Here is a 15,381-nt window from a genome sequence, read left to right as displayed (position 1 = left end):
GCGCTGGGTGAAATCAGCCGGAAATCCGCTGGAAGAATAGCCCGTGCAGGCCATGGCACGTAGGCTAACAACAGAACCGTCACATTAATCGGGAGGTAGTTGTGAAGAAATCGGATCGTATTGCCCGTGACCTTGAACAGTCAGTTAACAGCGCAGTTGAGAACGCCAAGGACTGGGCATCCCCCCGCGTGGAAGCAGCAGTGGATTGGGCAGTTCCCCGCCTGCAGCATGGCCTGGACACCGCATCTCCCAGGATCCAGGAAGGGCTCAAGACCGCGGCCCACAACCTTGCCGACGGCGTCGCAACAGTGACACCGCGCATCCAGGAGGGACTGGCCCAGCTCGCCCCGAAAATTCACGACGCCGTGGAGGTCGCCACGCCGCGCCTGCACGAGGCACTGGACAAGGCCACTCCCGTTATCCAGAACGCCCGGGACCGCGTGGTGGTGGAATACCTGCCGCGCCTTTCGGACCAGATCGGCCACGCGTCCGACGCCGTGCACCGCACTTTGGAAAGCGCGCCGTCCCACGTTGACGCCGTCGCCCAGCGGCTTGCCGATTCCGGCGTCGTGCATTCCCTCCAGGAACAGGCGCAGACGGCCGGCACCCAGCTGAAGGCCGCCGCGCATGAAGCTGGTAAGGCTGTCGGCGTCCAGATCGCCCAGCCCCAGAAGCCCAAGAAGCGCGGCTGGCTGGTGTTCGGCATCATCGCCGCGGCCGTCGCCGCCGGCGTCGCGGCCTGGAAAGCCTCCAAGCCCGTGGAAGATCCGTGGAAGACCCCTTCTCCTGTCACCCCCACTCCGGCGCCGGTTCCCGCCACCACCGTGAACGACGCCAAAGACACGGCCGAGGACGCAGCCAGCAAGACCGCAGCCGCCGCGGCTTCGGCCGCTGACGCCGTGGCCGAGCAGTCACAGGATGCTGCAACGGACGCGAAGGACACCGTGGACGACGCCGCCGAGAAGGCCAAGCACGTCGCCGACGAATCGGCAGACGCGGCAGCCAAGGCATCCACCGATGCCAAGACCGCCATCAAGAACATCGCGGCCAACATGAACGGTTCCGCGGACAAGGGCAGCAACTAGCACCTCCGGCGCCGCAGCGCCGTCCATACGAAGGGGCTCCGCCTGGTGCGGGGCCCTTTCAGCGTTTCCCAGTGTTTGTCCGGACCGGATCCAGCCGCTGGCAGGTCAAATCCCGATCGGTGCTAAATTTGATCTGATGTCAGCCGATAAATCCTCTGGGGATGCCTTGAACGACGCAGCACAGCTGCCGTGCGTGTCCATTGTTATCCCGGCCTACAACGAGGAAAGTGTCATCCGGCAGTGTCTCATCGCTGCGGTGTACCAGTCGGTGCCGGCCCACGAGATCATCGTGGTGGACAACCTCTCCACCGACCGCACCGCCGCCATCGTGGCGCAGATGCAGCTGGAGTATCCGGAAAGTCCCATCATCCTGCTCAGCCAGGACCGGGACCAGGGCCTGATTCCCACCCGGAATTTTGGCCTCAACCACGCCACCGGCGACATCCTGGGACGCATTGACGCGGATTCGGTTGTCGAGCCGGACTGGGTTGAACAGGTCCAGAAGGCCTTTTTTGACCCGTCAGTCCAGGCAGCCACCGGACCCGTGGTCTATTACGACATGCCGATGCGGCGGTTCGGGCTCAAGGCAGACGACAAGATGCGCCAGCTGATGCTCAAGCTCGCCAAGCACCAGTACCACTTCCTTTTCGGCTCCAACATGGCCCTGCGCGCCACCGCATGGGAAACCATCCGCGACGAAACCTGCCGTGACGAGAAGGACGAGATGCACGAGGACATCGACCTCTCCCTGCACCTCGCCGACCACGACCTCAAGGTCCAGTACTGGCCCCAGATGGTCTCCGGGATGTCCGCCCGCCGGCTCGAGGATTCACCGCGGGACTACCGGTATTACGTGACCCGCTTCGACCGCACGTACAAGGCGCACAACGTCAAGAAAATGGCCCTCAAGGCACCCATGGTGGTGTTCTTCTCGGTTTACTTCCCGGCCAAGCTCCTGCGGGCGATCCACACGGTCAACACCGCCCAGCCTGTCCGCCGCGGCGGGCAGTAAGCTCGCCCCCAAGTCCTGTCTCGAGGGCCTGCCTCAGTCCGTTCCAAGGTCAGCCAGACGGCCCGTGTGCGGCTCATCCGCATGCGGGCCGGAGCTATTCCGACGTATCCGTGAACCTGACCTCTGTCCCAGAACCACGACGGCGAGCCCCACCAGGATGAGCCCCAATCCGCCGTACGTGCCGACCGGCAGGGTCTCGTCCAGGAAGACCGCGGCCAGCACGGCTGCGCCGGGGATCTCCAGCAGGATTATCATCGACACCAGCAGCGGGCTCATCGTGGCCAGCAGGTGATTGAAGGCGGTGTGGCCCACTAGTTGGGCGCACACGGTGATGGCTAGGATCCCTACCCAGCCAACGGCATCGAACCCCACCAGCGGCTGGCCGCTGAAGAGCGCCAGTACCGCCACAAAGGCCGCGCACATCCCATAGCAGAGCGTGGTGTACGTTCCCGTGGTCATGGTCTGGCGGGCCTTGCCGCCGGCAAGCGTGTAGAGGCCGGCAAGGGCCCCGCCAGCGACGGCCAGCAGGTCGCCCAGAAGCGCGTCCGGTGAGGAACCCATGTCGAACCCGGTGATGGTGACAACGCCAGCAAAGGCGATCCCGAGCCCTACCAGCACCTGCCAGCGGTGCCTGGTGCCGCGGAAGAGCTGGAATACGGCGATCCAGGCCGACTGAAGGCAGACCAGGGCGGTGGCAGCAGCCACGGAGGTGAGCTGGAGGGACGTGATGAAGCAAGCAAAGTGCAGGGCCAGGGCGACGGCGGCGAACAGCGACCAGCGGAACTCGGGACCGGTGATCCAGCCGAACTGCCGGCGTTCGCGGACCAAGGTGGGGGTAGCCATCACTGCGGCCCCGATGGCATTGCGCCAGAAGGCGATGGCGAGGGCGCTGACGGTGGTGGCACCGAGGGTGGCGGCGATCAACGGCCCGGACGAAGCTACGCCCAGGACCCCAAGGGCCGCAAGAAGGAGGTTCACCGTTCAACCCTACTGTTCTGCGTTAACGAAAAAAGTCCCGGACGGCTTTTCAGCTGTCCGGGACTTCCTTATGGTGGAGGCACGGGGACTCGAACCCCGAACCCCCTGCTTGCAAAGCAGGTGCGCTACCAATTGCGCCATGCCCCCATAAGAAGCAACCCGTCAATCATACCCTAGAACCGTGGAGCCTTTTGCAAGCTCCCGCTCCGGGACTCCGGCCTATTCGACCTTGTCGGTCGACTGGCTCCAGACTGTTTTCCGGGCCTCGGATTCCTGTGCTTTCCTGTAGAGCAGGATGCCTGCGATCGCAGCTGCAAGTACCAGCAACTTCTTCACATGCTCCCCTTTCCGGTCCCGCTTGCCGTGAAGCAAACCAAACCTTCCTTCGAACCTGCACAGGTTCCGTGGGCGTACCAGGACTTGAACCTGGGACCTCTTCGTTATCAGCGAAGCGCTCTAACCGCCTGAGCTATACGCCCCGATGCCTCATCGGGCCGAGACATGACTTTACAGCACATCCCGGCCCGATCTCAAATCGAGGCATTTGGCCGGAGAATTTCCGGTGAAAATACGGGTTTTCAGTCGTCCGTGAGGGTGACACCGATGCCGCCAACGAGCGTTGCGGAGATGTTGTAAAGCACGGCTGAGAGCATGGACAGCGCCGTCAGCAGGACAACGTTCACCACTGCGATGATCGTGGCAAAGGAAGCCACCTGCCCCAGGGATGCGACCTTCTTCAGTTCGAACCCGCCGCCTTCGGAGCCTGCCAGGGTGCCCAGGAGGCTATCCACCTGGTCAAAGATTCCGGTGAGGTCCAGGACCGTCCAGAGGACGATCGCGGCCACGACAGTGACGATTCCCAGCGCCACCGACAGGAGGAATGCCATCTTCAGGACCGACCAGGGATCCACCTTGCTCACCAGCAGCCGTGCACGCCTGACCTTGGCCTTGGGTGCAGGCTTGACCAGGCCGGGCTGGCCCTGCGGAGACCGGCCCTGCACGGGGCGCTGGCTGGTCTGTGCTGCCGGCGGCCTGCCCTGCCCTGCACGCTGGCCGTTCTGGCCTGCCGGAACCCGATCCTGCGCAGGGCGCTGGCCGGGAACGGCGGGACGCTGGCCCGGCGCGCCGGTAGGGGCCGCTGGGCGCTGCTGCGGACGGACAGGGTTGTTCACCCGTGGTGCGGCCGCGGGCGGCGTACCGCCGGGGACATTGCTGCTCGGTTTGGGATATGAGTCGGGATTACTCACTCGTTACCTCCGGTGTAGTCTTCGTTCGGCTCAGCGTCGCCGGAGACGTGCTCTGACTCAACATCCGGTGATGTTTCTGCTGTTGATGCTGACCCTGCGGATCCTTCGGCGGACCCGGCCTCTTCAGCCAACGTTACGTCATCGTCCGCGGATTCTTCGCCCTCGAGGCCGCGTTCGCTGTTCCTGGCCACCTCAATGATGCGGTCATTCTTATCCGGCTTCGCGAAGATAACGCCCATGGTGTCGCGGCCCTTGGCAGGTACGCCGGCCACCGATGAACGGACAACCTTGCCGCCTTCCATGACCACCAGGACTTCGTCCTCTTCCTGGACAATCAGGGCGCCTACGAGGTGGCCCCGTTCCTCCTGGTACTTGCCCACCTTGATGCCGAGGCCGCCGCGGCCTTGCAGGCGGTATTCCTCCACCGCGGTGCGTTTGGCGTACCCGCCCTCAGTGACGACAAAGACAAAGGAACCGTCCGTGACGACGTCCGCCGCCAGCAGTTCATCGTCCTCGCGGAACTTCATGCCGGTGACACCGGACGTGGCCCGGCCCATGGGACGCAAGGCATCGTCGGTGGCGGTGAAGCGGATGGACTGTCCCATGCGGGACACCAGCATGAGGTCATCCGTTTCGGAGACCAGCTGGGCGGATACCAGTTCGTCCTCGTCGCGCAGGTTGATCGCGATGACGCCGGCGGAACGGTTGGTGTCGTAGTCCTCCAGGCGGGTCTTCTTGACCAGTCCGCGCTTGGTGGCCAGCACCAGGTAAGGGGCCTGCTGGTAGTCCCTGATGTCCAGGACCTGGGCGATGTGTTCGTCCGGCTGGAAAGCCATCAGGTTGGCAACGTGCTGGCCCTTGGCATCACGGCCGGCCTCCACCAGTTCATAGGCCTTCGCCCGGTATACCCGGCCGAGGTTGGTGAAGAACAGGAGCCAGTGGTGCGTGGTGGTCACGAAGAAGTGCTCCACTACGTCGTCGCCTCGGAGCTGGGCGCCCTTGATGCCCTTGCCGCCGCGCTGCTGCGACCGGTAGTTGTCGCTGCGTGTGCGCTTGACGTAACCGCCGCGGGTGATGGTGACAACCATTTCCTCTTCGGGGATCAGGTCCTCCATGGACATGTCACCGTCGAAGCCCATCAGGATCTTGGTCCGGCGGTCATCGCCGTGTTTGGCCACGATCTCGCCCAGCTCGGTGCTGATGATTTCGCGCTGGCGTTCCTCGGAGGCAAGGATCGAGTTGTACTCGGCGATCAGGGCCTCGAGTTCGGAATGGCGGTCCTGGATCTTCTGGCGTTCCAGGGCTGCAAGGCGGCGCAGCTGCATGTCCAGGATGGCCCGGGCCTGCAGTTCGTCGATGTCCAGCAGCTGCATCAGTCCGTCGCGCGCGGCTTCGGTGGTGTTGGACGCACGGATGAGTGCTATGACTTCGTCCAGAGCGTCCAAGGCCTTCAGGAGGGCACGCAGGATGTGCGCCTCTTCTTCGGCCTTGCGCAGGCGGTAGCGGGTGCGGCGCGCAATAACGTCCAGCTGGTGCGTTACCCAGTGGCGGATGAACGCGTCCAGGCTCAGCGTGCGAGGAACCCCGTCCACGATGGCCAGCATGTTGGCGGAGAAGTTGCTCTGCAACTCTGTGTGCTTGTAGAGGTTGTTCAGCACCACCTTGGCCACGGCGTCGCGCTTGAGCACAATGACCAGCCGTTGGCCGGTGCGGCCGGAGGTCTCGTCGCGGAGGTCCGCGATGCCGGAGATCTTCCCGTCCTTGACCAGTTCGGCGATCTTGATGGCCAGGTTGTCCGGGTTGGCCTGGTACGGCAGTTCGGTGACAACCAGGCACGTGCGGCCTTGGAGTTCCTCAACGTTGACCACGGCGCGCATGGTGACGGATCCGCGGCCCGTCCGGTACGCGTCCTCAATGCCCCTGTGGCCGAGAATGGTCGCGCCGGTCGGGAAATCGGGTCCCTTGATACGGAGCAGCAGCTCTTCGAGCAGTTCTTCACGGCTGGCCGTCGGGTTGGTCAGGTACCACTGAACGCCGTCAGCCACCTCGCGGAGGTTGTGCGGCGGAATGTTGGTGGCCATGCCCACGGCAATGCCGGAGGAACCGTTGACCAGCAGGTTGGGGAAACGCGCCGGCAGGATGGTGGGTTCCTGGTTTTTGCCGTCGTAGTTGTCCTGGAAGTCGACGGTTTCCTCGTCGATGTCCCGGACCATCTCCATGGCCAGCTGGGACATTTTCGTTTCGGTGTATCGCGGGGCAGCGGCACCGTCATTGCCGGGCGAACCGAAGTTGCCCTGACCCAGTGCCAGCGGGTAGCGCATGGTCCAGTCCTGGATCAGGCGGACCAGCGCATCGTAGATCGCGGTGTCGCCGTGGGGGTGGTACTGGCCCATGACCTCGCCCACCACACGGGCGCATTTGTTGAATGACCGTTCCGGCCGGTAGCCGCCATCGAACATCGCGTACAACACGCGGCGGTGCACGGGTTTGAGGCCATCGCGCACGTCGGGAAGGGCGCGGCCCACAATAACGGCCATGGCATAGTCCAGATACGAGCGCTGCATTTCCGTCTGCAGGTCCACCTGCTCCACACGGTCAACCAGCACATCGCCTTCAAGAACGGTTTCCGGAAGATCGGCGGATTCCGCCGGGTTCTCGGGTGTCTCGTCACTCATCGTTTATATTTTCCGTTTCAGGTATATGTCGGGCTTGGAATATCTACTCGGTGAACCGGTCAGATATCCAGGAACCTGACGTCCTTGGCGTTCTGCTGGATGAAGTTTCGGCGGGACTCCACGTCTTCGCCCATCAGTGTGGAGAAGGTCTGGTCCGCTGCCAGGGCATCGTCCATGGTGACCTGCAGGAGGGTCCGGTGGTCCGGGTCCATGGTGGTGTCCCACAGCTCGGTATAGTCCATCTCGCCCAAGCCTTTGTAGCGCTGGATGCCGTTGTCCTTGGGAATACGGCGGCCGGCGGCCTGCCCGGACAGGAGCTTGGCATCGCGCTGCTTGTCGCTGAAGACGTAGTCGTGCGGCGCGTTGGACCACTTGATCCGATACAGCGGGGGCTGCGCCAGGTACACGTAGCCGTTTTCGATCAACGGGCGCATGTAGCGGAACAGCAGCGTCATGAGCAGCGTGGTGATGTGCTGGCCGTCAACGTCAGCATCGGCCATCAGCACAATCTTGTGGTACCGGAGCTTGCTGAGGTCAAAGTCCTCGCCGATGCCGGTTCCGAAGGCAGTGATCATGGACTGGACCTCGGTGTTGCCCAGGGCCTTGTCGAGCCGGGCCCGCTCCACATTCAGGATCTTGCCGCGTAGCGGCAGGATGGCCTGGGTTTCAGGATTGCGGCCGCGCTTGGCGGAACCACCGGCGGAGTCGCCCTCCACGATGTATACCTCGCAGCGGGCGGGATCCTTTGAGGAACAGTCGGAGAGCTTGCCGGGCATCCCGAAGGATTCCAGCGGGCTCTTGCGGCGCGCATTGTCACGGGCCTTCCGGGCAGCCATCCGCGCCTGGGCCGCGGAAATGGCCTTGCGGATGACATCGCGGGCGGGGCCGGGGTTGCGTTCCAGCCAGTCGCCCAGGCCGTCGGTGACAACTCTCTGGACGAAACCCTTGACCTCGGAGTTGCCGAGCTTGGTCTTGGTCTGGCCCTCGAACTGCGGCTCTGCCAGCTTCACGGAGATGACCGCTGTGAGGCCTTCACGGATATCATCACCGGTGAGGTTGTCATCCTTCTCCTTGATGATGCTCTTCTCCCGCGCATAGCGGTTGATGAGGGAGGTCATCGCGGCGCGGAAGCCCTCTTCGTGGGTGCCGCCTTCGTGGGTGTTGATGGTGTTCGCGTAGGTGTGGACGCTCTCGGAATACGCGTTGGTCCACTGCATCGCCATTTCCAGTGCGATGTGCCGTTCCGTGTCCTCGGTTTCGAAGGAAATGACGTCCTCGTGGACAACATCAACCTTTTTGCCCGAGTTCAGGTGCTTCACATAGTCCAGCAGGCCGTCGTCGTACTGGTACACCACGGTGCGGTGCTCGGCGCTGACTTCACCTTCGGTGACCACAGCATCAAGGTCAAGGTCCTCATTGGCGTCCGCGTGCGACGCCGCGGTGCGCTCGTCCGTAAGGGTGATCCGCAGGCCCTTGTTCAGGAAGGCCATCTGCTGGAAGCGGGCGCGGAGCGTCTCGAAATCAAATTCCGTGGATTCGAAGATGCCGGCGTCAGGGTAAAAAGTCTGGGTGGTGCCGGTCGTCGCGGACTCTTCACCCTGGACCAGACCTCCCTGGGGCTTGCCGCCGTCTGCGAAGGACATCCGCCAGACGCTGCCCTGCCGTCGGACTTCGGTGTCCACCCTGCTGGAGAGCGCGTTCACCACGGAAATACCCACGCCGTGGAGGCCGCCCGAGACTGCGTAACCGCCGCCGCCGAATTTGCCGCCGGCGTGCAGGATGGTCATAACAACTTCAACGGTGGGCTTGTGCTCGGTGGGGTGCATGTCCACGGGGATTCCGCGGCCATCGTCAACAACTTTGACGCCGCCGTCGGCCTGCAGGACTATTTCGATGTGCGTGCAGTACCCGGCCAGCGCCTCATCAACAGAGTTGTCCACCACTTCATAGACCAGGTGGTGCAGGCCGCGCGGCCCGGTGGAACCGATGTACATGCCCGGGCGTTTCCGGACGGCTTCGAGGCCCTCAAGTACGGTGATGTCGCTTGCGCCGTATTCCCGGGGTGTCACGGCCTCCGCCGGCGTATTGGGGGTAGGTACGTCCTCCGCTGCTCGTTCCACTGCCTGGGTATCTGTATTGTCGTTAGCCACAGGTGCTGTCGACTCCTCTTTTTCGATGATGGCCGGCGGTGTCCTTCCATGGGAAAGCATCCGCCAACAGGCACAAGCTGATGGCACTGACGGATACGTCGACGTGCGGAACCGAAGTCCGCCTGCGGAGAGCGTGCGGAAAACGGACTCAGTCAACGTTTCACCGGCGCCCAGTTATCTGCTGTGATTCTATCGTGAAATGAGCCGCAAACCCGCATTCCGGCAGGCTTCGCGGCACCCGGATATGCCTGTGCGAGGCCATTGACCCCGCCTTGGGCGCCCTCGAGGTCCCGCCTCCGGGTTCCTATACGCTCCGTGGTCGTTGGACCGCCCTACACGCCGCCGGACGAATATTCAAGAGCCGACGGCGGCTGCTAGCCGTAAGTATCCCGCGGCCCGCGGCCGTTGACGGTACGTCCGCCCTTGCGCCAGGTGGGTGCCGACGGTCCCAACACCTGGATGCTGGTGACCACGCCATCGCCCAGTTCCGTGCGGAATTTCTCCAGCAGGCTGTTACTCAGCAGCCGCAGCTGCGTGGACCAGGCGGTCGAGTCGCAGCGCACGTGAAGGGTGGTATCGGTAAAACTCTCCGGGGTGCAGTGCGCTGAAATTTCCGGGCCCACCAGCGTGGCCCACTCCGCCATGACCGACCCCACCGCTACCGGTGAGCTCCAGCCGCGTTCGGCCACGAGACGTCCCACCACTTTGCCAAGCCCCAACGGATCCCGGCCGGTGGAGTGGAACTGGCGGAAACCCCGCGTATCCCGGATCCCACCCTTTGTTTTGGCGGCGCCGGCCTTCGGGGGTGCCTTGCGACGGATCTCGCCTCGCGCTGCCGCGGCCTCCCGCATGCGGTTCAGCGCAGCCTGCGGGGCATCGATGTTGTCAGGATCCCGGCCGGGCTGCAGCCCGCTCTTTTCATCCTTATTCATCGATTCCTCCTGGAATGACCTTCACCCGCCGGCCGGAGAGCTCCTCCGGGATATCGGCGTCGACGGCGGCGGTCACCAGGACCTGTTCCGCGCCGGAGACTATTGCCGCCAGTTTACGCCGCCGTTGCACATCCAGTTCGGCGAAAACGTCATCGAGGATGAGAATCGGGGCAGATCCGCCGGTCCTGGCGTCCTCGAGCATGACGTAGTACGAGGCAAGGCGAAGGGAGAGGCACATGGACCAGGTCTCGCCATGCGAAGCATAACCCTTGGCAGGCGCTTCGCCCAGGATCAGTTCCAGCTCATCCCGGTGCGGCCCCACCAAGGAGATTCCGCGTTCAAGTTCCTTGCGGCGGGAAGCCGCAAAGGCCTGAACATAGCGCCCGGTGAGGTTCTCAACGGTGAGGTCCCGCAGATCTTCGGCAGCGGCGGACCCATCCACCATCAAACCGCCGCCGGCACCCGGTGCTGCACCGCCGTCGTCGTCCATCAGGTTTTGCAGTGTGGACCGGTAGACCGCGTTGGCTTCCTTGGAGCCATCCGTGAGCTGGGCATACGCCTTGGCCAGGTGCGGGCGCAGCAGTTCCACCAGTTCCAGCCGTGCGTGCAGCAGCTCGGCGCCCGCCCGGGCCATGTGCTGGTCCCAGACATCGAGGGTGGCCTCATGTCCGGCAGTGAACTTTCCGGCCCGGGCGGATTTGAGCAGGGCGTTGCGCTGCTTCAGGACACGGTCGTAGTCCGTGCGCGTCGCCGAATGTCGGGGCATGAGGCTGACCAGCAACTCGTCGAGGAACCGGCGGCGGTTGGACGGATCTCCCTTGATCAATGCCAGGTCCTCGGGGGCGAAAAGCACGGTCTGGCAGATTCCGAGGAGGTCCCTGGCCCGGACGGGATTGCTGCGGTTGATGCGCCCCCGGTTGGCCCGGCTGGCATTGATCTCAAGTTCCAGGACCGTGGTCTGTTCGCCCCGGACCAGGCGGGCACGGACCAGCGCGCGGTCCGTACCGAACCGCAGCAGCGGGGCATCGGAACTGACACGGTGTGAACTGAGCGTGGCCAAGTACCCGATGGCCTCCATGAGGTTGGTTTTGCCGATGCCGTTTGCCCCGACTAGCACGGTGACACCCGGTTCGAGGGGAAGGTCAACCTGGGCGTAGCTGCGGAAGTCAGTGAGCGAAAGGTGTTCTAGGTACACGCGGTGTTCGACAATTCTCGGAACCGGCGGGTCCCGGGGTGGATGTTACTTGGCGGGGCGGGTGGTATGCCCGCCGAACTGGTGGCGCAACGCTGAAACCATCTTCATTGCCGGCGAGTTTTCTTCGCGGGAGGAAAAGCGCGCGAAAAGTGCAGCAGTGATGGCCGGTGCAGGAACAGCGTTGGCGATGGCTTCCTCAACGGTCCAGCGGCCCTCACCCGAATCCTCGACGTAGTCATCGATGGATTCCAGCCCCGGGTCCTCATCCAGCGCCTTGACCATGAGGTCCAGCAGCCAGGACCGGACCACTGTGCCCTTCTGCCAGGCGCGGAACGTACCGGGCAGGTCGTCAACAATGTCCTTGGCGGCCAACAATTCGTAGCCTTCGGCGTAAGCCTGCATCAGGCCGTATTCGATGCCGTTGTGGACCATCTTCGCGTAGTGTCCTGCACCGATTCCGCCGACGTGGACAAAGCTGTCCGCCCGCTCGCCTTCGGGACGCAGTACATCAAAAACCGGCAGTGCCCGTTCAATATCGGCGGCATCGCCGCCGGCCATTAGTCCGTACCCGTTTTTGAGACCCCATACTCCACCGGAAACACCGCAGTCGGCGAAACGGATGCTCTTTTCAGCCAGCGCGGCACCATGCTTCTGGTCTTCCGTGAAGCGGGAGTTGCCACCGTCGAGGACCAGGTCGCCGGCGTCGAGCTTGTCCCCGAGTTCGGTGATGACGGCATTGGTGACCTCGCCTGACGGAACCATGACCCAGATCAGCCGCGGGGCCGGAACGGCAGCAATCAGTGCATCCACGGAGGCAACATCGGTGACCTCCGGGTTGCGATCAAAGCCGGTGACCTCGATGCCGCCCTTGCGCAGGCGTTCGCGCATGTTGAAACCCATCTTGCCAAGGCCGATCAGTCCAATGTGCACGGGTCTCTCTTTTCTGCGCGGGGTTGGGCGTTGCTGGACGGGGCAGCCACCAGGTCACCCTAAGTGCCGTTATGAGGGCCCATAGCGACGTTTTCTGCTGCCTAGTTGGGGAGGCGTACGGGCATGACCAGGTAACGATAGTCGTCCTGGTCTTCACCGTCAGCGTCTGCCTGGGCCGTGATCATGGCGGGCTTCGGCGCAGTAGTGAAGGAGAACCTGACGTACTTCGTTTCAATGACGGCCAGGCCCTCCACCAGATAGTGCGGGTTGAAGGCGACGGTGATGTCCTCACCGGAGAGCCCGGCTTCGAGCTCTTCGGAAGCCTGGGCATCTTCGCCGGTGCCGGCGTCCAGGTGCAGCAGTCCTTGGGTGAAGGCGAGGCGAACCGGTGTGTTGCGTTCGGCCACCAGCGATACACGTCGGACGGCTTCCACAAGTTCCTGCGTCTGGACGGTTGCGTGGATGGGCGTGGAATCCGGGAAAAGCGAACGGATCTTGGGGTAATCGCCGTCGACGAGCAGAGACGTAGTGGTGCGGCCGCCGCTTTCGAAGCCGATCAGGCGGCTGTCATCGTCAGCAAGGGCAAGGTTGATGTCGCCGCTGCTGCCAAGAGTCTTGGCCACTTCGTTCAGGGTTTTTGCCTTTACCAGGGCACTGGTGGAAATTCCCGGTGTGGTGGGCTTCCACGGCACTTCGCGCATGGCCAGACGGTAGCGGTCAGTGGCCAGGAGCGTGATGAGGTCATCCTCGATCTCCATGCGGACACCGGTGAGGATGGGTAGGGTGTCATCCTTGCTGGCCGCAATGATGACCTGGGACACGGCCTGGGCAAAAGCGTCACCCGGGACGGTACCGCTGAGGGCGGGCAAGGCAGGCAGGGGCGGGTATTCAGCCTCGGGCATGGTGGCCAGGTGGAAGCTGCTGCGGCGGCAGGTGAGCGTGACTTTGTTGCCATCGGTCTCCACTAGGACCGGAGCGGAAGGAAGGCTTCGGCAAATGTCGGCCAGGAGGCGTCCGGAAACAAGGATGGTTCCCTCGGCGGTGATATCGGCGGGAATTTCCAACCGTGCGGAGGTCTCATAGTCAAAGCTCGAGAGGCTGACCGTGCCGGCTTCAGCCTTCAGGAGCAGGCCCGACAGCACTGGAACCGGCGGCCGCGGAGACAACGACCGGGCTGTCCAGGTGACGGCTTCTGCCAGGACATCCCGTTCGACTCTGAACTTCACGGAAGGGTGCCGCCTTTCATTGCTGCTGCCTTGTTTGAACCGGAAACTCCCACAGGGAGCCCAAAAGTAGGGGCGCCCCAACAGACGGAACCTGCATGGTTCTTCGATTGCTGAACCACTAAGAAACCCGAGGATGGGAGCGCTGCTGACAGCTTAGCCGGAAGAGGACTGATTAACCCATCCCCGGACTGGACGCCTGGGGTCCGGAGGCCCTTGGGCCTGGGCCGGGTCGGAGTGCGGATCGAGGTTGTTATTTGAGGGAAATCAATTTCTTGGGATTAGTAGTGTTAATAACTGCTGTGGATACTGTGGATAACTCGATCCGGCCGCAGGATCCAGCGGTCAAGGCCTGTTCATGGATTGTGGGCGAAGCAGGTTTTAAACAGGCTGTGGATGGGGATAACAATTTTTGGGTTTTCGCTGATCCACAGGCGCCTTAAGGGTTTTAAGCCCATTAAGCGTGGTTGTCCCCTTAACTATCCACAGGGTTATCCACATGCACCTGTTAATAAGGTATAGAGGCGACGGCTCAGGAGTTGCGCTGCTGCTGCTTGATCCTGTTGGTGAGTTCGGTGACCTGGTTGTAGATCACACGACGCTCCGCCATCAGCTCACGGATCTTGCGGTCTGCGTGGATCACCGTGGTGTGGTCGCGGCCGCCGAGCTCCTGGCCGATCTTCGGCAGGGACATGTCCGTGAGTTCGCGGCACAGGTACATGGCGATCTGCCGGGCGGTCACCAGCGTGCGCGTCCGCGACTTGCTGCAGAGTTCTTCCATGCTGAGCTTGAAGTACTCGGCTGTCTGGATCAGGATCTGGCTCGATGTGATTTCCTGGGCGCCGTCGTCGGTGATGAGGTCCTTCAGGACCATTTCCGCCAATGCCACATCGACCGGCTGGCGGTTCAGGCTGGCGAATGCAGTGACCCGGATCAGTGCGCCTTCGAGTTCGCGGATATTGCTGGAGATCTTGGAGGCGATGTATTCCAGGGCATCGTCCGGGGCGGAGAGGCCTTCGCTGAGGGCCTTCTTCCGCAGGATGGCGATCCGGGTCTCGAGTTCGGGCGGCTGGATGTCGGTGAGCAGGCCCCACTCAAAGCGGGACTTCATCCGGTCCTCGAACCCGGCCAGCTGCTTGGGGGGCAGGTCCGAGGTGATGACCACCTGCTTGTTGTTGTTGTGCAGTGAGTTGAACGTGTGGAAGAACTCCTCCAGCGTCCGGTCCTTGCCGGCCAGGAACTGGATGTCGTCGATCAGCAGCACGTCCACGTTGCGGTACGTGGTCTTGAAGCTGGCGCCTTCGTCGTCGCGGATGGAGTTGATGAAGTCGTTGGTGAACTCTTCGGAGTTCACGTACCGGACCCGGATTCCGCTGTACAGGCGACGGGCGTAGTGGCCGATCGCGTGTAGGAGGTGGGTCTTGCCCAGTCCGGAATCACCGTAGATGAACAGCGGGTTGTAGGCCTTGGCGGGCGCTTCGGCCACCGCCACGGCGGCTGCATGGGCAAAGCGGTTGGACGAGCCGATCACGAAGGTATCGAAGACGTACTTGGGGTTCAGCCGGCCGAATTCGTGCGAAGTGCTCGGCAGCATTGGCTGCGGCTTCTGCTCGATCAGCTGGTCTGGTGAGTAGGAAGGCTCGACGACAGGTTCCGGCTCTTTGTGGATCGGCACCAGGTCGGTGTCCACATCGATTGCGCAGCGGATGTCCTCGGAAAAGACGTTGTGGAGGGCGTCGTCCAGGGCGTCCTTGACCTGGGTCTGGAGGACTTCGCGGGTCAGTTCGTTGGGCACTGCCACCAGGAGCGTGGATCCGATCAGGCCTTGTGCCTGCGCCAGGATGACAAAGCCCCGCTGCCGTGGTGATACGCGGTCGTCCTGCTCAAGCAGGCTCACTACCCGACGCCAGGAACTTCCGACAGTATTGGCGTGGTTGGCTTCGTCTACTGTCAT

The 15,381-nt window shown here is 63.0% G+C and carries 12 protein-coding genes and 2 tRNA genes; 2 read left to right on the top strand and 12 right to left on the bottom strand.

Going from position 1 to position 15,381, the window contains the following annotated elements:
- Positions 1-101 precede the first annotated feature (101 nt).
- Positions 102-1,085 carry a hypothetical protein gene (locus FYJ92_RS00065; RefSeq protein WP_185262059.1) on the top strand — a complete coding sequence of 328 codons (984 nt, stop codon included), beginning with the start codon at positions 102-104 and terminating at the stop codon, positions 1,083-1,085.
- 136 nt (positions 1,086-1,221) lie between these two features.
- A complete protein-coding gene (locus FYJ92_RS00060) occupies positions 1,222-2,097 on the top strand; it encodes a glycosyltransferase family 2 protein (RefSeq protein ID WP_185262058.1) in 876 nt (291 codons plus the stop codon).
- 33 nt (positions 2,098-2,130) lie between these two features.
- Here the strand turns inward: FYJ92_RS00060 and FYJ92_RS00055 are convergent, their stop codons facing one another.
- The 12 genes from FYJ92_RS00055 to dnaA all read right to left on the bottom strand — a co-directional run bounded on the left by FYJ92_RS00055 (position 2,131) and on the right by dnaA (position 15,381).
- Complete coding sequence (locus FYJ92_RS00055) at positions 2,131-3,075, bottom strand: DMT family transporter (protein ID WP_185262057.1); 945 nt, start codon at positions 3,073-3,075, stop codon at positions 2,131-2,133.
- A gap of 71 nt (positions 3,076-3,146) precedes the next feature.
- Positions 3,147-3,222, bottom strand: a tRNA-Ala gene (locus FYJ92_RS00050).
- A 72-nt stretch (positions 3,223-3,294) separates the two neighbouring features.
- Positions 3,295-3,411: a DLW-39 family protein gene (locus FYJ92_RS18800; protein ID WP_219729672.1), complete on the bottom strand. Its 117-nt coding sequence runs from the start codon at positions 3,409-3,411 to the stop codon at positions 3,295-3,297.
- Positions 3,412-3,480: 69 nt separating this feature from the next.
- Positions 3,481-3,554: transfer RNA gene (locus FYJ92_RS00045), tRNA-Ile, on the bottom strand.
- 99 nt (positions 3,555-3,653) lie between these two features.
- Positions 3,654-4,322 (bottom strand): DUF3566 domain-containing protein, encoded by a 669-nt coding sequence (locus tag FYJ92_RS00040; RefSeq protein ID WP_185262056.1) that lies wholly within the window; start codon positions 4,320-4,322, stop codon positions 3,654-3,656.
- Positions 4,319-6,997: a DNA gyrase subunit A gene (gene gyrA, locus FYJ92_RS00035; RefSeq protein ID WP_185262055.1), complete on the bottom strand. Its 2,679-nt coding sequence runs from the start codon at positions 6,995-6,997 to the stop codon at positions 4,319-4,321. The genes FYJ92_RS00040 and gyrA overlap by 4 nt, the downstream gene beginning before the upstream one ends.
- A gap of 59 nt (positions 6,998-7,056) precedes the next feature.
- Positions 7,057-9,147, bottom strand: coding sequence for a DNA topoisomerase (ATP-hydrolyzing) subunit B (gyrB, locus tag FYJ92_RS00030; protein WP_185262054.1), 2,091 nt, complete (start codon positions 9,145-9,147; stop codon positions 7,057-7,059).
- A 374-nt stretch (positions 9,148-9,521) separates the two neighbouring features.
- Positions 9,522-10,079: a DUF721 domain-containing protein gene (locus FYJ92_RS00025; protein ID WP_185262053.1), complete on the bottom strand. Its 558-nt coding sequence runs from the start codon at positions 10,077-10,079 to the stop codon at positions 9,522-9,524.
- Complete coding sequence (gene recF / locus FYJ92_RS00020; RefSeq protein ID WP_185262052.1) at positions 10,072-11,274, bottom strand: DNA replication/repair protein RecF; 1,203 nt, start codon at positions 11,272-11,274, stop codon at positions 10,072-10,074. The genes FYJ92_RS00025 and recF overlap by 8 nt, the downstream gene beginning before the upstream one ends.
- A 45-nt stretch (positions 11,275-11,319) precedes the next feature.
- The gene (gene gnd / locus FYJ92_RS00015) at positions 11,320-12,204 is read right to left on the bottom strand and encodes a phosphogluconate dehydrogenase (NAD(+)-dependent, decarboxylating) (RefSeq protein ID WP_185262051.1); all 885 of its coding nucleotides are present in this window, start codon (positions 12,202-12,204) and stop codon (positions 11,320-11,322) included.
- Positions 12,205-12,305: 101 nt separating this feature from the next.
- The gene (dnaN, locus tag FYJ92_RS00010) at positions 12,306-13,430 is read right to left on the bottom strand and encodes a DNA polymerase III subunit beta (RefSeq protein WP_185262050.1); all 1,125 of its coding nucleotides are present in this window, start codon (positions 13,428-13,430) and stop codon (positions 12,306-12,308) included.
- Positions 13,431-13,959: 529 nt separating this feature from the next.
- On the bottom strand, positions 13,960-15,381 hold the full coding sequence (gene dnaA / locus FYJ92_RS00005) for a chromosomal replication initiator protein DnaA (protein WP_185262049.1): 1,422 nt from the start codon (positions 15,379-15,381) through the stop codon (positions 13,960-13,962).

This window comes from Pseudarthrobacter sp. NBSH8, assembly GCF_014217545.1.
Classification (GTDB): Bacteria; Actinomycetota; Actinomycetes; order Actinomycetales; family Micrococcaceae; genus Arthrobacter.
Note: the sequence above shows the minus strand (reverse complement) of the source record. Positions and strands in the feature narration are given on the sequence as shown.

Coding starts and splice junctions, on each gene's coding strand:
- gyrA (WP_185262055.1), bottom strand. CDS start 6,997: ATGAGTGACGAGACACCCGAGAACCCGGCGGAATCCGCCGATCTTCCG.
- dnaA (WP_185262049.1), bottom strand. CDS start 15,381: ATGACAGTAGACGAAGCCAACCACGCCAATACTGTCGGAAGTTCCTGG.
- FYJ92_RS00025 (WP_185262053.1), bottom strand. CDS start 10,079: ATGAATAAGGATGAAAAGAGCGGGCTGCAGCCCGGCCGGGATCCTGAC.
- FYJ92_RS00060 (WP_185262058.1), top strand. CDS start 1,222: ATGTCAGCCGATAAATCCTCTGGGGATGCCTTGAACGACGCAGCACAG.